This is a genomic window from Enterobacter cloacae complex sp. HYC080_NIDB (assembly GCF_056673325.1).
The window spans coordinates 520,205-539,999 of sequence record NZ_CP114212.1; the positions used below are offsets into that span (position 1 = coordinate 520,205).

The window sequence follows — 19,795 nt, forward strand, 5'->3', positions numbered from 1 at the left end:
GTGAAAACGCTAACAAGAAAAATCTCCCGCACTGCCATCACGATGGCGCTGGTTATCCTCGCCTTCATCGCTATTTTTCGTGCCTGGGTCTATTACACCGAATCACCGTGGACGCGTGATGCGCGCTTCAGCGCTGATGTCGTGGCCATCGCCCCCGATGTGGCTGGTCTAATCACGGCGGTGAATGTTCACGATAACCAGCTGGTGAAAAAAGATCAGGTTCTGTTCACCATCGACCAGCCTCGTTACCAGAAGGCGCTGGAAGAAGCGGAAGCAGATGTCGCCTATTACCAGGCGCTGGCATCGGAAAAACGCCGTGAGGCGGGCCGCCGTAACCAGTTGGGCGTTCAGGCCATGTCCCGTGAAGAGATAGACCAGTCTAACAACGTGCTGCAAACCGTGCTGCACCAGCTGGCGAAAGCGCAAGCCACGCGCGATCTCGCTAAGCTCGATCTGGAGCGCACCGTGATCCGCGCGCCATCCGACGGCTGGGTCACTAACCTCAATGTCTATGCCGGGGAGTTTATTACCCGTGGCTCCACTGCCGTGGCGCTGGTTAAACAGAACTCCTTCTACGTGCTCGCCTATATGGAAGAGACCAAGCTGGAAGGCGTGCGTCCGGGTTATCGTGCGGAAATCACGCCGCTGGGCAGTAACCGCGTCTTCAAAGGTACCGTCGACAGTGTCGCTGCAGGGGTGACCAACTCCAGCAGCTCTAACGATACTAAAGGAATGGCGACGGTGGATTCCAACCTGGAATGGGTGCGTCTGGCGCAGCGTGTGCCGGTACGTATTCACCTTGATGAACAGCAGGGCAACCTGTGGCCAGCGGGGACCACGGCGACGGTGGTGATCACCGGTGAAAAAGATCGGGATGCCAGCCAGGACTCCTTCTTCCGTAAAATTGCCCATCGCCTGCGCGAGTTTGGTTAATCGCCATGGGTATCTTTTCCATCGCCAGCCAGCACATTCGCTTCGCCGTGAAGCTGGCCTGTGCCATTGTGCTGGCGCTGTTTGTTGGCTTTCACTTCCAGCTTGAAACCCCTCGCTGGGCGGTCCTGACGGCTGCAATAGTTGCGGCGGGTCCTGCCTTTGCCGCGGGCGGGGAACCCTATTCTGGCGCGATCCGCTATCGTGGGATGCTGCGTATCATCGGGACGTTTATCGGCTGTTTCGCGGCACTCACCATTATTATTCTGATGATCCGCACGCCATTGCTGATGCTGATGGTGTGCTGTATCTGGGCGGGTTTCTGCACCTGGATTTCGTCTCTGGTGAAAGTGGAAAACTCCTACGCCTGGGGGCTGGCGGGTTATACCGCGCTGATTATTATCATCACCATTCAGTCTGAACCTTTGCTCGCGCCGCAGTTTGCCGTGGAGCGCTGCAGCGAGATTGTGATCGGTATTGTGAGTGCGATTGTCGCTGACCTGCTTTTCTCTCCACGCTCCATCAAACAGGAAGTCGACCGTGAACTTGACGCGCTGATCGTTGCCCAGTACCAGCTGATGCAGCTGTGCATTAAGCATGGCGACAGTGAAGAGGTGGATAACGCCTGGAGCGGGCTGGTTCGCCGGACGCAGGCGCTGGAGGGGATGCGTAGCAACCTCAACATGGAGTCCTCGCGCTGGGCCCGTGCGAACCGCCGCCTGAAAGCCCTCAATACTGTCTCCCTGACGCTGATTACCCAGGCGTGTGAAACGTATCTCATCCAGAACACCCGTCCGGAAGCGGTCACCGATACGTTCCGTGAGCTGTTTGCCGAGCCGGTGGAAACCGTGCAGGACGTGCATAAACAGCTTAAGCGTATGCGTCGGGTGATCGCCTGGACCGGGGAGCGCGACACGCCGGTGACCATCTACACCTGGGTCGGGGCCGCGACGCGCTATTTGCTGCTGAAACGTGGCGTGATCGGCAACACCAAAATTAGCGCGGCGGAAGAAGAGGTCCTCCAGGGTGAAGTGGTCATCAAGGCCGAATCTGCCGAACGTCACCACGCGATGGTCAACTTCTGGCGTACCACGCTTGCCTGTATGCTCGGTACGCTGTTCTGGTTGTGGACAGGCTGGACGTCTGGCAGCGGCGCGATGGTGATGATTGCCGTTGTGACCGCACTGGCGATGCGTCTGCCTAACCCGCGTATGGTTGCCGTTGATTTCCTCTACGGTACCATTGCCGCCCTGCCGATAGGGGCGCTCTATTTCCTGGTCATCATCCCGTCGACGCAACAAAGCATGTTGCTGCTCTGTATTAGCCTGGCGGTGATGGCGTTCTTTATCGGCATTGAAGTGCAAAAGCGTCGCCTGGGATCGCTGGGGGCGCTGGCGAGTACGATTAACATCATCGTGCTCGATAACCCGATGACTTTCCATTTCAGCCAGTTCCTCGACAGCGCGCTGGGCCAGCTGGTGGGCTGTTTCCTGGCGATGATGGTCATTCTGCTGGTGCGAGATAACTCACAGGCGCGGACGGGGCGTGTGTTATTGAATCAGTTTGTTTCTGCCGCCGTGTCGTCGATGACCACCAATACCGCGCGTCGTAAAGAGAACCACCTCCCGGCGCTCTATCAGCAGCTGTTTTTACTGCTGAATAAGTTTCCGGGCGACATCGCGAAGTTCCGCCTGGCGTTAACCATGATTATCGCGCACCAGCGTCTGCGCAGTGCACCGGTGCCGATCAACGACGATCTCTCCGCCTGGCACCGTCAGCTGCGTCGTACCGCGGACCATGTGCTTTCCGCCAGCAGTGATGACAAACGTCGCCGTTACTTTACGCAGCTGCTTGAAGAGCTCGATATCTATCAGGAAAAGCTTAAGCACTGGGATGCACCGCTTCAGGTCACCGAACCGGTAGGGCGGCTGGCGCTGATGCTGCGTCGCTATCAAAATGCCCTCACCGATAACTGACTGAAGTAAAAAAACCGACGCCAAAAGCGTCGGTTTTTTTGTGGCTATACTTATTCCAGCACGTTCTTACATTCAGAAAGGGAGGACACATGACGACCCAGGCGCTTCAGGACAATACCCTTTTTCAGACCGGCTATCTGGTTAACGGCCTCTGGAAACCGCTGGATACGACGTTTGATGTGCTTAACCCGGCTACCGGGGAAGTCATCGCCCGCGTCGCGAAAGCCGGCAAAGCAGAGACCGAAGCAGCAATTGCTGCCGCCACCCAGGCTTTCCCTGCATGGCGCGCCAAAACCGCGAAAGAGCGTTCGGCCATTCTTTACCGCTGGTACGAACTGATTATTGAGAATAAAAGCTGGCTCGGACGGCTAATGACCACCGAACAGGGTAAGCCCCTGAAAGAAGCGGAAGGTGAAGTGGAGTACGCCGCCAGCTTTATCCAGTGGTTTGCCGAAGAGGCCAAGCGTGCGAACGGTGAAATTATTCCTCCGATCAAACCCGGCTCGCGCATTCTGGCGACCCGTGAACCGATCGGTGTTGTCGCGGCTATCACGCCGTGGAACTTCCCGATGGCGATGCTCACCCGCAAGTTAGGCCCGGCGCTGGCAGCCGGATGCACCGGGGTAATCAAACCGGCCAATAACACGCCGCTCAGCGCTTTTGCGCTGCTGACGCTGGCAAAACAGGCCGGCGTACCGGATGGGGTACTCAACGCAGTCGCCGGGAATACGCACGAAATCAGCGACGCGATTATGGCCAGCCGGGACGTGCGAAAAATCTCCTTCACCGGCTCGACATCGGTTGGCAAAACGCTGGTGCGTAACGCCGCAGAAACCATGAAAAAAGTCTCGATGGAGCTGGGGGGAAATGCTCCGTACATCGTCTTTGAGGATGCAGACATCGACGCGGCTGTGAAAGGCGCGATCGCCAATAAGTTTCGCAATGCCGGGCAGGTGTGCGTCAGCGTGAACCGCTTCTATATTCAGGAAACCGTCTACGACAAATTCGTGAATAAACTTGCTGATGCAGTGAATGCGCTGAAGGTGGGAAATGGTCTTGAGGACGGCGTCGTCGTCGGGCCGTTGATTGAAGGCGCGGCGGTCGACAAGGTACGTGAACATGTTGACGACGCTGTTGCGCGTGGCGCAACCGTGCTGGCGGGCGGTAAACCTCATTCCCTTGGCGGCAATTTCTGGATGCCAACCGTACTGGGGGACTGTCATGAAGGGATGAAGCTGGCAGAAGAGGAGACGTTTGGCCCGGTCGCGGCGTGCTTCCGTTTCACCTCAGAAGATGAAGTCATCCAGCGTGCCAACAACACGCCTTATGGTCTGGCGGCGTACTTCTATACACAGAATCTCTCGCGGGTCTTCCGCGTTTCACAGGCAATTGAAAGCGGAATGATTGGGATTAACGAGTGCGCCGTCTCCACAGAGCTGGGGCCCTTTGGCGGCGTAAAAGAATCCGGCCTGGGGCGTGAGGGATCGGTGCTGGGGCTGGAAGAGTATCTGGAAGTTAAAACCCTGCATATCGGGGGATTATAATAGATGGAGCGGCATCTGCCGCTCGCCTGGACTGGTGGCTGGTAATGAAAACCTATACCTTTGATTTTGATGAGATAGACAGTCAGGAAGACTTCTATCGGGAATTTACTCGGGTGTTTGATCTTGAACGGCAAAGCGTGACGAATCTGGATACGCTGTGGGATGTGGTAACCGGCAGTCTGTTGCCGCTACCGCTGGAAATAGAGTTTATCCATCTGCCCGATAAGCTGCGCAGACGTTTCGGGGCGCTGATATTACTGTTCGATGAAGCGGAAGAAGAGCTGGAAGGACAACTGCGTTTCAATGCTCGCCACTGAGCAAGCCATAAAAAAGCCCCTGACCATCAGGCCAGGGGCAAGTCGTATGATGAGATACGACGAGGGTTTATTTATACAGTTCTGCCGTGGCATGCCAGTGGTCACCCTGATTCAGTTCGGTGACGCGATAGCTGCTGGCGCCTGCTTTTTCAGCTTTGGCGGCAAGTTCCTGACGGATATCCATCGGTGAGCCGGTGACCGACGTGACGGATACGCTGCCCATACGCTGCAGATTTTGTGCCTGGTCGGCATTCACTTGCTGTACGGCTGCGCTTGCGCCGAAAGAGAGAACGGATGCCAGACCGAGGGTTGCGATGATCAATTTGGTTTTCATAGTCTTTACTCCTGGAAAAGGTTTTTTGCTCAACGGCGAGAAGGGTTGAACCGCTATTTTTATGCCTGGTGCCGTTGAGTGGAGAATTACATCTTCAGTGATAACTAAAACTTATTTGTACAGCTCTGCGGTTGCGTGCCAGTGGTCACCGGAACGCGCTTCGATGATGCGATAAGATGATGCACCTTTTTCTTCCGCTTTTTTGTTCAGCATTTCATGCATGTCCATTGGCGACGTGCCGACTGCACCGACCGAAACCGTACCGATTGCCTCACGGGATTGTGCCTGGTCAGCATTAATAGCGTCAGCCGCGAAAGCACCGAAGGACAGGACAGACAGGACGCTCAGCGCCGCTACAGTAGTTTTGATTTTCATGATTCTTACCTCGTCGAATTTTTTAGTGGGGTCTTGTTTCGTGACCCTCATCACAAAATCAAGTATACACTAATAACGGCAAAAATTAATACCAGACTAATGGTTTCCTGTGTTATTACGTGTTAAATACACCGTTTTTTATAACCAAAATGCATAATATTGAGTGATTTTTGAGCTTTATGTGTGGTTAAATCTAAGAAAATCATATGGATACCTGCTTTTGATTTTTTGTGCGATTTTTTGATTTATCATTCACCAGATGAATGTTAATAGGCGGTAAAAAGCACTATTTGTTAAAACCAGAGGCAGTGGAATTCAGGGGAAAACGAGGCTGGAGCAGGATGTTCCCCGTAGCAGCGCTACGGGGAGAGAGGATTACAGTTCCTGTTCGAACAGAACCAGAATCGCTTCGTGGAGATCTTTTACGGAGAAACCGCTGGCCGGGGTGGTAAAAATGGTGTCGTCGCCTGCGATGGTACCCAGGATGCCCTCCGTTTTACCTAACGAGTCCAGCATGCGGGCAATCAGCTGTGCGGCACCAGGGCTTGTGTGGATCACCACCACGGCGTCGTTATAGTCGATATCCAGAACCAGATTTTTGAGGGGGCTGGAAGTGGTCGGCACTCCAAGTTCAGCCGGCAGGCAATAGACCATCTCCATCTTCGCGTTACGGGTACGTACCGCGCCAAACTTAGTTAACATGCGGGAGACTTTCGACTGATTGATGTTATCGAAACCTTGTTCCTGCAGCGCCTGAACAATTTCTCCCTGAGAACTGAATTTCTCTTCTTTGAGTAGCGCTTTAAACGCCTTTACTAATTCTTCTTGCTTAGACGAGCTTCGCATAAGTCACCCGGAATATGACGAAAGAAACAACATTATTATGCATCTGGATGAATTTTTATGCAAATTATCTACTCAGCGCAAGGCTGAAATAATGTTATGAAAGGGAGTGATTTTATCAGATTTCGTTATCAGAAAACATGCCTGGGTCACGCCACGCAAATAAGCTTAAAAGTAAATTAAATGTTATCAAAATGATGTTGTTTTGGTGGCGGGGCAGGGTGTATTGTAACCCCCTCTTAATGCGTTGCCTTTTGTCGTCAGATAGCCTTCTGATGAGAGATAAAGACGCGTGACCTCAAATTCTTTAGCTTCGAAAATTGTAATTAAAGACTTGCTGAATTAAGGTCGCGGCAACGGATTTACAGATACTTAAGTTAACCATAATAAGGAGTTTAGGATGAAAGTCGCAGTCCTCGGCGCTGCTGGTGGTATCGGCCAGGCGCTTGCCCTACTACTGAAAACCCAACTGCCTTCAGGCTCAGAACTCTCCCTGTACGATATTGCTCCGGTAACCCCAGGTGTGGCGGTTGACCTGAGCCACATCCCGACAGCTGTCAAAATCAAAGGCTTCTCCGGTGAAGATGCACGTCCTGCACTGCAGGGTGCTGACGTGGTGCTGATTTCTGCAGGCGTGGCGCGTAAGCCAGGCATGGATCGTTCAGACCTGTTCAACGTCAACGCGGGCATCGTGAAAAACCTGGTGCAGCAGATCGCTGAAGTCTGCCCGAAAGCGTGCATCGGCATCATCACTAACCCAGTGAACACCACCGTCGCTATCGCGGCAGAAGTGCTGAAGAAAGCAGGTGTTTACGATAAAAACAAACTGTTCGGCGTGACCACGCTGGATATCATCCGTTCCAACACATTTGTTGCTGAGCTGAAAGGCAAACAGCCAACAGAAGTGGAAGTGCCTGTCATTGGCGGTCACTCTGGTGTCACCATTCTGCCTCTGCTGTCGCAGATCCCAGGCGTGAGCTTTACCGAGCAGGAAGTGGCTGACCTGACCAAACGTATCCAGAACGCGGGCACCGAAGTGGTGGAAGCGAAGGCGGGTGGCGGTTCTGCAACGCTGTCTATGGGCCAGGCGGCGGCACGTTTCGGTCTGTCACTGGTTCGCGCTCTGCAGGGCGAAAAAGGCGTTGTTGAATGCGCTTACGTTGAAGGCGATGGCGAACATGCCCGCTTCTTCTCTCAGCCGCTGCTGCTGGGTAAAAATGGTATTGAAGAACGTAAGTCTATCGGTACGCTGAGCGCGTTTGAGCAAAACGCGATGGAAGGCATGCTGGATACGCTGAAGAAAGATATCACGCTGGGCGAAGAGTTCGTTAATAAGTAAAACGAGCCAACTGCCGTAGGCCGGGTAAGCGTTAGCGCCACCCGGCAAAAAAAACCGAAGCACTGACTGGCTTCGGTTTTTTTATGGCTGTCAGTTTGTTGCCGGATATTCCTGAACCGTCACATGCAGCGTCAGTTTTTTATCGTTACGCATGACTTCAACAGGGATGATCGAACCCGGACGAATTTCTGCCACTTGGTCCATCGTCTCCAGGGCAGAGACGGCCGGTGTGCCGTTAACCGAGACAATGACATCATTCACCTGAATCCCCGCGTTAGCCGCCGGACCGCCAGGCGATACCTCGTTGACCACAATGCCCTGAATCTGATCGATACCGCCGCCCTGGGTATGCATCGGTGCAATTTCGCGCCCGCCAATGCCGATATAGCCGCGGATGACGCGCCCGTCGCGAATCAGCTTATCCATAATCTTGGTCGCCAGCTGGAAGGGAATAGCAAAGCCGATCCCCTCCGGCGTCTCGCCGTCGTTGCTCTTATCGAACGAGAGGGTATTGATGCCCATCAGTTCGCCCAGCGAGTTAACCAGCGCGCCACCCGAGTTACCGTGGTTGATTGACGCATCGGTTTGCAGGAAATTCTGCCGCCCTGACGGGTTAAGGCCAATTCGACCGGTTGCGCTGATAATCCCCTGCGTGATCGTCTGGCCGAGGTTGTAAGGGTTACCAATAGCCAGGACCACGTCGCCAATGTGTGGCGTGCGTTTGCGGTTAATCGGAATGACCGGCAAACCCCCGGTGGCATTGATTTTGAGCACGGCAAGGTCGGTCAGGCTGTCAGAACCCACCAGCAATGCTTCAAACACGCGACCATCCTGCAGGGCAACGATGATTTGGTCGGCATCGTTGATCACATGTTTGTTGGTAATAATGTAGCCGCGCTCGTCCATAATTACCCCGGAGCCCAGCGTGCGGATCTCAAGCTGGTTATGGGCCGAGCTATTGAGGCCGCGGTTATAAACGTTAACCACGGCAGGGGCGGCACGGCGAACGGCCGTGTTATAGGTTGCGGGCGTTTCATCCGCGCTGTCGAACTGGGGAGCGGACAGTTTATTGAACTGACGCAAAGACGGCATCGCCAGCAGCAGCAGGCCAGCGACAATCAAACCGATAACAATGGAACGTAAGAGCTTTGAAAGCATGATGCGCGTGTCGTGATAAAAGGAACGATTTGCAGCATAACATGAGTTATCCGGACATCACACGCAGCGGTGATGTCCGGGATAGCAAATGCTTAGCGCAACAGAATGTAGATGGACTCATTGCCGCGCATCACCTGCAGGGCAATGACCGCCGGCTTGCTCTCCAGCACTTTGCGAAGTTCAGCGATGGATTGCACGCGAGTACGGTTTACGCCAATGATGACGTCTTCCTGATGCAATCCGGCCTGCGCGGCAGGGCTGCTCTTCTCAACGGTGTCGATGCGAATGCCTTTCGTACCGTCTTTCAGTTGTCCGTCGCTCAACGTCGCCCCTTGCAGCGCAGGGGCGATAAGCTCCGCGCTGGCCGATGACGAGGTACTCTTATCCAGTGTCACTTCGACGTTCAACGGCTTACCGTCACGGATCAGACCGAGTTTCACCTTCGCACCGGGCTCAGTCGTGGCAATACGCGAGCGCAATTCAGCAAAGCTGCTCAATGGCTTATCGTTGAGGCTGACGATTACATCGCCTGATTTGATGCCTGCTTTTGCCGAGCCGGAGTTTGGCAGCACTTCGCTGACAAAAGCACCACGCTGCACGTTAATATTGAATGCCTTCGCAATATCCGCACTCATCTCCATGCCTTTGATACCCAACAGCCCGCGTTTGACTTCGCCAAACTGGATAAGCTGCTGTGCCAGCGTTTTGGCCATATTGCTCGGGATAGCAAAGCCGATCCCGATACTGCCGCCGCCCGGCGCCAGTATCGCTGTGTTAATCCCAATCAGCTCACCGTTAAGGTTGAGCAACGCCCCGCCGGAGTTCCCGCGGTTGATCGAGGCATCGGTCTGGATAAAGTTTTCCAGACCTTCCAGATTCAGGCCGCTACGTCCCAGCGCAGAGATAATGCCGGAGGTGGCGGTTTGTCCTAAACCAAAGGGGTTGCCCACGGCAACGGCAAAATCACCGACGCGGAGTTTGTCGGAATCCGCAATGGCAATCTGGGTCAGGTTGCTCGGGTTTTGTACCTGCAGCAGTGCGATGTCACTCTGGTCATCGCCGCCAATCAGTTTGGCGTCAAATTCGCGACCATCGTTCAGCTGTACGCTGATTTTATCGGCCTGGCTGATGACATGATTGTTGGTCAGGATATAGCCTTTGGCCGCATCAATAATGACGCCGGAACCCAGACCTTCAAAGGGTTGTGCCTGCTGGTCAGGGCCCTCATCACCAAAATATTTTTTCAGTTCTTCCGGTACGCGCTGGCTTTGTACTGCTGTGCCTTCAACCTGCACGCTGACAACCGCAGGCAACACTTTTTCCAGCATCGGCGCGAGGCTTGGAATGGCTGCTTGTCCCGGTACCTGTGAGGGCAACGCCGCACTGGCAGGGAAGGACGCCGAGAGGGATAACCCGACACTTAACGCTAAAGCGCTCAACAGCTGGTTTTTTTTCTTCATTGATGCTGACTCTCGTATCCTGGAATGAAAGAAGAACGGCCCAAAATCATGATGATGTTATTGAATTTTCTACCGCTGAACAATGAGGCGTTTGACTAAATAATAGCTGGGGACGGGAAGAAAGGACGGGCGCAAGGGATGCGCCCGTAAAATATATTCAGGTTGTGCGATTAATCGCGTTTTGCGCCACCGCGTAGCAGACCGGATGCGCCGTCAGAATAGTCACGAGGCATCTGAACCGGAGCCTGATCGTTACCGGCTTCCGAGTCTGCCAGACGGTTGCGGAACGGGTTCGTTTCCGCGGTCATTTCCGGCAGCAGGCTGCTGGAGCTCTTCGCCATATGCTGATACAGCTGACGGTAGTCGGTTGCCATATTGTCCAGCAGCTCAGCGCTACGGGCAAAGTGGCTAACCAGCTCTTCGCGATACTCTTCCAGCTCTGCTTTGTTCTTTTCCAGTTCGTACTGCAGTGACTGCTGCTGACGCAATTTGCGGTTACCGAAACGCATGGCCACAGCACCGATCACGATGCCGACGACTAAACCGATTAGCGCATATTCCCAGGTCATGAACTTCTCCCGTTGTCTTGTTGTTCCGTAGGGTGTTGGCTCGGCTCCTGCCTGTGCCTGATAATGCCACTATAACCGCTATTTCCGCAGAAGTGGAATCCTGACGTATCATCGCGTAGTGTAGAACGGCCTTTTTTTCATCAGTCACGCCTGCTGGTGAGCGTTAATTGAAGGAATAACAATAAGATTATGCAAAACCTGTCCCCTGCGTCGCGATATCAACAGGCCCTTAACGAGGGCACGCACCAACCAGATGATGTTCAACGTGAGGCGGTAAACCGCCTGGAGATGATTTATCAGGAACTCACGGCAAAACCCGCTGACGTTGATCAGAGCAGTGGGCTAAAAGCGGCATTTGGACGATTGCTCGGTAAAAAAACGCCACAGACTCAGGCTCCGGTGCGTGGTTTATATATGTGGGGCGGGGTCGGGCGCGGAAAAACCTGGCTGATGGACCTGTTCTATCTCAGCCTGCCTGGCGCACGTAAGCAGCGTCTGCACTTTCACCGTTTTATGCTGCGGGTGCATGAGGAACTGACCGCGCTGCAGGGCAAAAGCGATCCGCTGGAGATTGTGGCCGACAGATTCAAGGCGGAAACAGACGTGCTCTGCTTCGATGAGTTTTTTGTGTCTGACATCACCGACGCCATGCTGCTAGGCGGCCTGATGAAAGCCCTGTTCGCCCGAGGGATCACGCTGGTGGCGACTTCGAATATTCCGCCCGACGAGCTCTATCGCAACGGCCTGCAACGGGCGCGCTTCTTGCCCGCTATTGATGCTATTAAGCAACACTGCGACATCATGAACGTGGATGCCGGGGTGGATTACCGGTTACGCACGCTGACCCAGGCCCATTTGTGGCTTTCACCGCTCAATGCACAGACTACCCGCGAGATGGATAAACTGTGGCTGGCGCTGGCGGGCACAAAACGTGAACATGCACCGACGCTGGAGATAAACCATCGCCCGCTGCCAACGCTCGGCGTCGAAAACCAAACGCTGGCGGTCTCCTTTACGACGCTCTGCGTGGATGCCCGTAGTCAGCACGACTACATTGCGCTTTCGCGTCTCTTCCACACCGTGATGGTACTGGATGTGCCGGTGATGACGAAACTGATGGAAAGTGAAGCGCGACGCTTCATTGCCCTGGTGGACGAGTTTTATGAGCGCCACGTTAAGCTGGTGGTCAGCGCCGAGGTACCTTTATATGAGATCTACCAGGGCGAGCGGCTTAAGTTTGAGTTCCAGCGCTGCCTGTCGCGCCTGCAGGAGATGCAGAGCGAGGAATACCTGAAGCGGGAGCATATGCCATAAATGCCACCCTCTCCCGTGGAAAGGGGCTGGGGGTGAGATAAATGCTCCCCTCTCCCTGTGGGAGAGGGGCCGGGGGTGAGGGCACCAGACCGCACAATACTTAACCCCCGAAAAACCCATTCCAAATCACATTTAAGGGTCGATCTTTGACCTCAACTTCTCTATAATCTTGCGACCCCACGTTACGAGAAGGTTTTTTTCCCGAAACTTTCTATGTGTCGGCATGTGCTATTCGAAGGGGTAGGTTTGCCGGACTTTGTCGTGTGAACCTCAACTGACTAAACGTTTGGGTGTTCACCAACGTGTAACTTATTATTTGGGTAAGCTTTTAATGAAAACTTTTACAGCTAAACCAGAAACCGTACAGCGCGACTGGTATGTTGTTGACGCGACCGGTAAAACTCTGGGCCGTCTGGCTACTGAACTGGCTCGTCGCCTGCGCGGTAAGCATAAAGCGGAATACACTCCGCACGTTGATACCGGTGATTACATCATCGTTCTGAACGCTGATAAAGTTGCTGTAACCGGCAACAAGCGTACTGACAAAATGTACTACCACCACACCGGCCACATCGGTGGTATCAAAGAAGCGACCTTTGAAGAGATGATTGCTCGCCGTCCTGAGCGTGTGATTGAAATCGCGGTTAAAGGCATGCTGCCAAAAGGCCCGCTGGGTCGTGCTATGTTCCGTAAACTGAAAGTTTACGCAGGCAACGAGCACAACCACGCGGCACAGCAACCGCAAGTTCTTGACATCTAATCGGGATTATAGGCAATGGCTGAAAATCAATACTACGGCACTGGTCGCCGCAAAAGTTCCGCAGCTCGCGTTTTCATCAAACCGGGCAGTGGTAAAATCGTAATCAACCAGCGTTCTCTGGAACAATACTTCGGTCGCGAAACTGCCCGCATGGTAGTTCGCCAGCCGCTGGAACTGGTTGACATGGTAGAAAAACTGGATCTGTACATCACCGTTAAAGGTGGTGGTATCTCCGGTCAGGCAGGTGCGATCCGTCACGGTATCACCCGCGCTCTGATGGAGTACGACGAATCCCTGCGTTCTGAACTGCGTAAAGCTGGCTTCGTTACTCGTGACGCTCGTCAGGTTGAACGTAAGAAAGTGGGTCTGCGTAAAGCACGTCGTCGTCCACAGTTCTCCAAACGTTAATCCATTCTGCTTACGCAGGACGATTGGCGAAAAACCCGCTTCGGCGGGTTTTTTTATGGATAATGCGCAGGTTATCCACAATATCCATGCATATATCTTCTCTTTTTCCTCTTTTCCAGAATCCCCTCACCACAAAGCCATCAAAATCTGGTAAACTATCATCCAATTTTCTGCCCAAATGTCGGTGAATACTCGATTTTTGTTCGATTCCTGAACAATGTGTCTTCTCTGGGATGGGCGATACAACATCTGGCTGGCCCCTGTTGGGCCGGTAGCAGTAAAAATTCTGAATATACCTGGAGGTTTTCATGGCTGTCGCTGCCAACAAACGTTCGGTAATGACGCTGTTTTCTGGTCCTACTGACATTTATAGCCATCAGGTTCGTATCGTGCTGGCCGAGAAAGGTGTCAGTTTTGAGATCGAGCATGTGGAAAAGGATAACCCGCCTCAGGATCTGATCGATCTCAACCCGAGCCAAAGCGTACCGACGCTGGTGGATCGCGAGCTGACCCTGTGGGAATCCCGTATCATTATGGAATACCTGGATGAGCGTTTCCCGCATCCGCCGCTGATGCCTGTTTACCCTGTTGCGCGTGGTGAAAGCCGCCTGTACATGCAGCGTATCGAAAAAGACTGGTACTCGCTGATGAACGTCATCACCAGCGGTTCCGCTTCTGAAGCCGATGCAGCGCGTAAGCAACTGCGTGAAGAGCTGCTCGCTATTGCCCCTGTGTTTGGCCAAAAACCCTTCTTCCTGAGCGATGAGTTCAGCCTGGTGGATTGCTACCTGGCGCCGCTGCTGTGGCGTCTGCCAACCCTGGGCGTAGAGTTCAGCGGTCCTGGCGCGAAAGAGCTGAAGGGCTATATGACCCGCGTATTTGAGCGCGACTCTTTCCTGGCATCTTTAACTGAACCGGAACGTGAAATGCGTCTCGGCCGAGGCTAATGACTGTGGAAATGTCACAACTGACCCCACGCCGTCCGTATCTGCTGCGCGCCTTCTATGAATGGCTGCTGGATAACCAGCTCACGCCGCACCTGGTTGTGGATGTGACGTTGCCGGGCGTGCTGGTTCCAATGGAATATGCACGCGACGGACAAATCGTGCTGAACATCGCGCCACGCGCGGTGGGTAACCTCGAACTGGCCAACGACGAAGTGCGCTTTAACGCGCGTTTCGGCGGTGTACCGCGTCAGGTTTCTGTGCCGCTGGCTGCGGTGCTGGCGATTTATGCGCGTGAAAACGGTGCAGGCACCATGTTTGAGCCGGAAGCGGCGTATGACGAAGACGCAATTCACGTCAATGACGATGAAGAAGCTGGCGCTGAAGGTGAAACGGTCATGTCGGTGATCGACGGCGATAAGCCCGACCATCACGACGACGACGATCCTGATGACACACCGCCGCCGCGCGGTGGTCGTCCAGCACTACGCGTAGTGAAATAAATCCGCTTGCGGCCTGTTTATTAAAAGCCAGTGATATCACTGGCTTTTTTTTATTCTTATTTCAAATAATCGTGACGATAGGTATAAACAAGCATTGTTTATACCTCTTGATTCTTCATCACTTGGTTAATAATTAAATGGATTTATAATTCCTGTGAATTATTGTGATTTAAGCCAATATCAAAATAGTGATAAAAGTAAAGGTAAATTTTGAGTAATATTATTTTTTTGATGTTAATCTCCTTTTTAAACGAGTAATTCCTTAATAAATTAAGGAAATAATCAGTTTTTTGATATTCTTAATATCAAAATTAATTTTGCTAAATTGCATGTATTTATAAAAATAATATTATGGGCGCATGCTGACAAGCATGACTACAATCAGTAATCGGTAAAGGCATTTACCATTACGTGATTTAATATTGCAATTTCTCGTATGTTAAGGATTAACAAGTGAAAAAAGTATTACTCGCTACCGCCCTTTCTCTGTGTGTAACATCAGCATTTGCTGCTAACCCTACCGCTGTTCTGAAGGTTAAGGGTACGCTGACAAATGCAGCATGTACGCCAACATTAAGTAATGGTGGTACCGTTGACTACGGTACAATTAATCTGGGCAATTTGAGTGCTACAGCGGTTAACCAGCTGGGTCAGAAAAATATCGACCTGACCATTAATTGCACCGCGGCAACGAAAGTCTCCTGGAACATGGTTGACGATCGCAAAGATTCAAACGCGAAACTCGAAGTTGAGAATGGCATGTTTGGTGGGGATTCTCAGACTTCTGAAAGCCAGCTTTATGGTGTCGGTAAAACTGCAGGTGCAACACCAGTAAGCATCGGTTCTTATTCAATGTTTGTTAAAACTGACAGCGTAGTGGCTGATGGTGCTACTGTTGATCCAATTTACCAGCAGGGCTCTGCAGGTGTATGGACTAAGAGCAGCAACGGTTCTACTCAGGGCGACAACTATCGTGATTTCACCGTTGCGACTGTTGGCTCTTTGGCTCCTCTGGCGTTCGAAACTGCAACCTTCCCACTGGTAACCTCCCTGGCGATCCAGGATACCACCACGCTGGCGATCACTGATGACACCCAGCTTGACGGTCAGGTAACAATCAGTCTGCGTTATCTGTAAGACTTTTTAATCGAGTAAATGTTATTTAATTACCGGAGAGTAAATGCGCTGCATTTACTCTCTTTTTAACGGCGCGATAAACATGGACTGTTCTGTTGTTGCTTTCAAGGAGATATTATTATGCAAGGTTTAAAATCCACTTTAATTAATACACTTATTACTGCCACATTATTGTCTGCCAGTGTTGCTGTACATGCAGAAGGCATGGTGCCTGAAACCAGTCTGTTAATCATTGATGAAGCGACGCACAGTGGAACGATAAACGTCAAGAATACCGACTCGCACCCTTCACTTTTATATACAAATGTCGTTGATCTGCCGGATGATACCGGTCTTAAGCTTATTGCGACGCAGCCAGTGGTACGTCTTGAGCCAGGTCAGACGCAGCAGTTGCGCTTTATTCTTCAGAATAAACAACCGTTGGACGTTGAGCATTATAAACGCGTCACGTTCGACGGTATTCCACCTAAAAACGATGATAAAAAAATCAAGATCGGTATAAACATTCGCCAGGATATCCCCGTGCTTATTCGTCCGGCATCTCTGGGAGTGGTTACTGATGCCTGGAAGTTCCTTAAGTGGTCTTCAAACGGCGCGTCTGTCACCGTGAAAAACCCTAGCAAATATGTGGTCCGTCTTGGGCAGAACGTAATGCTGCTGCCTTCAGGTGTGAGTGCCACTCTGTCCAAAACCTACATTCTTCCTGGCGAAACGCTAACGGCTGATATGAAAAAGAAAGTCAGCGGTGACAGCAGCGTTAAGTTTTTCCCGGCCAGCCGCTATGGCGTTGAGGTACCGAGCTTTACATCGGAATTAAATAAATAGGGATATGACGGTGATTAAACAAAGCCGCCTTGCATTTTGTGTCCGCGCCATTCTTTGCGGCACATTACCTCTGGTATTACTTGATTCGACATCCGTCCTGGCGAGGGAAGTCACCTTCGATACGGGGATTATGCAAACGCTGGGGTTGAATAAAGATCTCAACCATTACTTCGCTGAAGCACCGCGATTTTTACCCGGAACCCACTCCGTTTCGGTGAAGGTCAATGGGAAAGAGCGAGGAATGGCTGCAGTTCGTTTCAACAAAGATGGCGTGCTTTGCTTTGACAACGATCTCATGGAGTTTGCCGGGCTGATGCCTGTGCCAATAAAGTCCGATGAGGCGTGTCACGATATTCGTGATAACTATCCTAAAGCCATCATCAACGCTTTGCCTAACCAGGAAGCCGTTGAACTCTATCTGCCAGCTGAAGCGGTGAACAGTCTGTCGGGAGATATCAAAAACTTTCAGCATGGCGGAACGGCGGCGCTGCTGAACTATTCATTGTTCAGTACCCATAACGACTATGGTGACAACGACACTAGCCGCTACTCTCAGGCCAGCCTGGAAGCCGGATTCAACACGATGGACTGGGCGCTGCGCAGCCGTTATATCCTGACGGATGACAACGGTAGCCGAAATGCTGAAAGCATTTACACCTATGCAGAACATGTATTTGCCGCGCAGAAGATGACGATGCAGGTGGGTGAAATCAACGCCATGTCTAACGTGTTGAGCGGCGTGCCGATTACCGGCGTGCAGTTTATGCCGACCAGCGGCCTGGCGAAAACAAGCTCTGGCGTGAGTGTTTCCGGTATCGCCCAGTCTTCCCAGGCACGTGTAGAAGTCCGCCAGAACGGGCAGTTGGTCTTCAGTACCCTTGTGCCTGCTGGCCCCTTCACGCTGGATGACGTGCCCGTGGTTCGCAACAATGTGGATCTGGACGTCTCGGTGGTAGAGTCCGATGGTGCGACTAACCGGTTTATTGTCCCGGCGTCTCAGGTAAGGGCGCGCAACCTTTCACGCCCACAGGGACTGACCCTTTCTGTAGGTCAGGTGCGCAGCATCGAAAGCGAATATAGCGATCCGCTGGTAATGAACATTTCTGACGGCTGGAGCATCTCACCGTGGATGAATCTCCTGGCTTCTGGTGCAGCTGCGGAAAACTACCAGGCAGCAGGCGGCAGAACAGAGTTCCTGATAAACGATGACTGGACTCTTTCAACGGGCGCAGCAGTCAGCAGTGCGAGCTTTGGTGACAGCAGCAGCGGAGTAAAAACCGATCTGCAAAGTGATTATATCCTGAACGAGTATGTCGGTCTTTCAGGCAGTGCGACGCATTACAGCGGCGAGTACCGCGAAATGGCTGACGCAATGGATGACGATTATCAGGGATATGACAATACCTATTCTGGCAACGTTCGTTTCTCCTCCCCTCTGGCGGGGGTGTTCAGCGCAGGGTTCAACTACAACCAGACCAATGGTGGTAGGGATGACTCACGTTATCTCCTGCTGTCCTGGGGCAAGACCTTTTCGTACGCGTCAGTGTCCATGAACTGGCAAAGTGCGGTAGGTAATGTCGATGACGATCAGGACAATGAGATGTTCTACGTCAACGTGAGCATCCCGCTCGGTGGCAGTCAGTCGATCAGCTCCTATATGCGTAAACAGGGTGATAGCACCACCTATGGCGTGTCTAACAGCGGCTCGCTGGGAGACAATACGCACTATTACATCTCAGCCGATCGCGATCAGGATACCAAAGACAACAGCTTCAATGGCAACATCAATACTAACCTCCACTATACGCAGCTAAGCGTGGGGGGCGGAACCAGTGGTGATAATCAGCGGAACTACAGTGCGACATTGTCGGGTGGCGTGGCCATGCATAAAGAGGGCGTGACTTTCTCGCCGTATTCGATTCAGGATACCTTCGCGATTGCCAGACTGAGCGAGAAGAAGAGCGGCGTTGAAATTTCCACTCCGCAAGGCACCGTCTGGACCGATCCATGGGGCCAGGCCGTGGTGCCTTCTCTCAACGAATGGCATAACTCCCGCATAGAAATTGATGCTAACAAGCTGCCGCAGAGTATGACGCTTGCTAACGGCACGAAATATATCGCCGCAGGCCATGCTTCGGTCAGCGAGATTGATTTCAAAGTACTCAACAGCCGCCGCGTCATGCTGAGCGTAAAGCAGGCTAACGGTCAGCCCCTGAATAAAGGGATCTCGATTGTTGATGAGAAAGGTAACTATATCGTGACCACGGTTGATGATGGCCACGTCTTTATTAACGATGCCGATCAGCTGAGCGCCCTCTACGCGCTAGACGGTAACAATAACCGACTGTGTAAGATTGATTACACTCTGGCTGATAAGCGTGACGAAAATGCCTTCTACGAAGAAGTGAACGGAGTCTGCCGATGAACAGTCGACACTTATCGGGCTTAGTAGCCTTGCTGATGCTCGGTATGACAGGGGTAACCCATGCTGAAGACTGCCAGATCAGCCTCTCACAGCCGGTGGTGGATTATCACGAGATGCGTCGGGATACGATCGAAGCGACGCAACAGGACTGGCACAAAATGGCCGATCGTGACATCACGGTCAACGTTTTCTGTCCTCAGACTCAGCAGATGGCGGTGTTACTGCGCGGTACAGCTGGAGATAAGGGGCGGTTTCTTTTTGGGCAGTCCGGTGGTGTCGCGGTCAAAATTGACAACATGACCGTCGATGGCAAAAGTTACAGTGTGGGTAAAACAGTTGATCAGCTAAATTTTACGCCTGAAAACGGTACGCCGACACCTCTCTACCTGCGTAATAACGAGGCGGTGATTGCGCTTGAGAATAACCAGGTTCCTTCCGGCCAGCAGATGAGTTTCAACGTAACGCTCTCGCCGGTTCTCAACGATAGCGCGTTCAGCCATCTGACAGATCAAACTACGCTGGAAAGTGATTTGTCCTGGAGTTTATTGACGAAGTAACCCTTCTCTTCGCGGCACTCCTTAAAAGCGGAGCTGCATGCGGGGTAGGGTGATAATCAATGGCTGTAAACCGCATA

General features: G+C 52.5%; 20 protein-coding genes. 14 read left to right on the plus strand and 6 right to left on the minus strand.

Going from position 1 to position 19,795, the window contains the following annotated elements:
* The 4 genes from aaeA to O1723_RS02490 all read left to right on the plus strand — a co-directional run bounded on the left by aaeA (position 1) and on the right by O1723_RS02490 (position 4,767).
* Positions 1–933 carry a p-hydroxybenzoic acid efflux pump subunit AaeA gene (aaeA, locus tag O1723_RS02475; RefSeq protein WP_014885428.1) on the plus strand — a complete coding sequence of 311 codons (933 nt, stop codon included), beginning with the start codon at positions 1–3 and terminating at the stop codon, positions 931–933.
* Between the two features lie 5 nt (positions 934–938).
* Positions 939–2,906 carry a p-hydroxybenzoic acid efflux pump subunit AaeB gene (aaeB, locus tag O1723_RS02480; RefSeq protein WP_014885427.1) on the plus strand — a complete coding sequence of 656 codons (1,968 nt, stop codon included), beginning with the start codon at positions 939–941 and terminating at the stop codon, positions 2,904–2,906.
* An 89-nt stretch (positions 2,907–2,995) separates the two neighbouring features.
* A complete protein-coding gene (locus O1723_RS02485; RefSeq protein WP_023337864.1) occupies positions 2,996–4,450 on the plus strand; it encodes an NAD-dependent succinate-semialdehyde dehydrogenase in 1,455 nt (484 codons plus the stop codon).
* Positions 4,451–4,494: 44 nt separating this feature from the next.
* The gene (locus tag O1723_RS02490; RefSeq protein WP_014885425.1) at positions 4,495–4,767 is read left to right on the plus strand and encodes a barstar family protein; all 273 of its coding nucleotides are present in this window, start codon (positions 4,495–4,497) and stop codon (positions 4,765–4,767) included.
* Between the two features lie 67 nt (positions 4,768–4,834).
* Here O1723_RS02490 and yhcN (O1723_RS02495) read toward each other — a convergent pair whose 3' ends face one another.
* The 3 genes from yhcN (O1723_RS02495) to argR form a co-directional block, all read right to left on the minus strand.
* Positions 4,835–5,101: a peroxide/acid stress response protein YhcN gene (gene yhcN, locus O1723_RS02495; RefSeq protein WP_014885424.1), complete on the minus strand. Its 267-nt coding sequence runs from the start codon at positions 5,099–5,101 to the stop codon at positions 4,835–4,837.
* Between the two features lie 111 nt (positions 5,102–5,212).
* Entirely contained in the window at positions 5,213–5,476 is a 264-nt protein-coding gene (gene yhcN, locus O1723_RS02500; RefSeq protein ID WP_014885423.1) for a peroxide/acid stress response protein YhcN, read from the minus strand.
* A 375-nt stretch (positions 5,477–5,851) separates the two neighbouring features.
* Entirely contained in the window at positions 5,852–6,322 is a 471-nt protein-coding gene (argR, locus tag O1723_RS02505; RefSeq protein ID WP_008502836.1) for a transcriptional regulator ArgR, read from the minus strand.
* A gap of 397 nt (positions 6,323–6,719) precedes the next feature.
* On the opposite strand from argR, the gene mdh reads away from it, so the two are divergent.
* Positions 6,720–7,658 (plus strand): malate dehydrogenase, encoded by a 939-nt coding sequence (gene mdh, locus O1723_RS02510; RefSeq protein WP_014885422.1) that lies wholly within the window; start codon positions 6,720–6,722, stop codon positions 7,656–7,658.
* A gap of 90 nt (positions 7,659–7,748) precedes the next feature.
* Here the strand turns inward: mdh and degS are convergent, their stop codons facing one another.
* From degS to zapG, 3 genes are all read right to left on the minus strand, one after another.
* Positions 7,749–8,816, minus strand: coding sequence for an outer membrane-stress sensor serine endopeptidase DegS (gene degS, locus O1723_RS02515; RefSeq protein ID WP_014885421.1), 1,068 nt, complete (start codon positions 8,814–8,816; stop codon positions 7,749–7,751).
* Between the two features lie 92 nt (positions 8,817–8,908).
* Positions 8,909–10,276 carry a serine endoprotease DegQ gene (gene degQ, locus O1723_RS02520; RefSeq protein WP_014885420.1) on the minus strand — a complete coding sequence of 456 codons (1,368 nt, stop codon included), beginning with the start codon at positions 10,274–10,276 and terminating at the stop codon, positions 8,909–8,911.
* A gap of 170 nt (positions 10,277–10,446) precedes the next feature.
* Positions 10,447–10,845, minus strand: coding sequence for a Z-ring associated protein ZapG (gene zapG / locus O1723_RS02525; RefSeq protein WP_010436126.1), 399 nt, complete (start codon positions 10,843–10,845; stop codon positions 10,447–10,449).
* Between the two features lie 189 nt (positions 10,846–11,034).
* Here zapG and zapE point away from each other — a divergent pair, with 189 nt between their 5' ends.
* The 9 genes from zapE (at position 11,035) to O1723_RS02570 (ending at position 19,718) form a co-directional block, all read left to right on the plus strand.
* Positions 11,035–12,159, plus strand: a complete 1,125-nt coding sequence (zapE, locus tag O1723_RS02530) for a cell division protein ZapE (RefSeq protein ID WP_014885419.1) — start codon at positions 11,035–11,037, stop codon at positions 12,157–12,159.
* Between the two features lie 331 nt (positions 12,160–12,490).
* Entirely contained in the window at positions 12,491–12,919 is a 429-nt protein-coding gene (gene rplM, locus O1723_RS02535) for a 50S ribosomal protein L13 (RefSeq protein ID WP_003860434.1), read from the plus strand.
* A 15-nt stretch (positions 12,920–12,934) separates the two neighbouring features.
* Positions 12,935–13,327 (plus strand): 30S ribosomal protein S9, encoded by a 393-nt coding sequence (gene rpsI, locus O1723_RS02540; protein ID WP_003860436.1) that lies wholly within the window; start codon positions 12,935–12,937, stop codon positions 13,325–13,327.
* Positions 13,328–13,635: 308 nt separating this feature from the next.
* Positions 13,636–14,274, plus strand: coding sequence for a stringent starvation protein SspA (gene sspA, locus O1723_RS02545; protein ID WP_014885418.1), 639 nt, complete (start codon positions 13,636–13,638; stop codon positions 14,272–14,274).
* Positions 14,275–14,279: 5 nt separating this feature from the next.
* Positions 14,280–14,774: a ClpXP protease specificity-enhancing factor gene (sspB, locus tag O1723_RS02550; RefSeq protein ID WP_014885417.1), complete on the plus strand. Its 495-nt coding sequence runs from the start codon at positions 14,280–14,282 to the stop codon at positions 14,772–14,774.
* Between the two features lie 453 nt (positions 14,775–15,227).
* The gene (locus O1723_RS02555; RefSeq protein ID WP_023337863.1) at positions 15,228–15,911 is read left to right on the plus strand and encodes a DUF1120 domain-containing protein; all 684 of its coding nucleotides are present in this window, start codon (positions 15,228–15,230) and stop codon (positions 15,909–15,911) included.
* Between the two features lie 120 nt (positions 15,912–16,031).
* Positions 16,032–16,736 carry a fimbria/pilus chaperone family protein gene (locus tag O1723_RS02560; protein ID WP_014885415.1) on the plus strand — a complete coding sequence of 235 codons (705 nt, stop codon included), beginning with the start codon at positions 16,032–16,034 and terminating at the stop codon, positions 16,734–16,736.
* A gap of 4 nt (positions 16,737–16,740) precedes the next feature.
* The gene (locus tag O1723_RS02565) at positions 16,741–19,161 is read left to right on the plus strand and encodes a fimbrial biogenesis usher protein (RefSeq protein ID WP_023337861.1); all 2,421 of its coding nucleotides are present in this window, start codon (positions 16,741–16,743) and stop codon (positions 19,159–19,161) included.
* The gene (locus tag O1723_RS02570; RefSeq protein ID WP_014885413.1) at positions 19,158–19,718 is read left to right on the plus strand and encodes a DUF1120 domain-containing protein; all 561 of its coding nucleotides are present in this window, start codon (positions 19,158–19,160) and stop codon (positions 19,716–19,718) included. Before O1723_RS02565 ends, O1723_RS02570 begins: the two co-directional genes overlap by 4 nt.
* Positions 19,719–19,795: the final 77 nt, after the last annotated feature.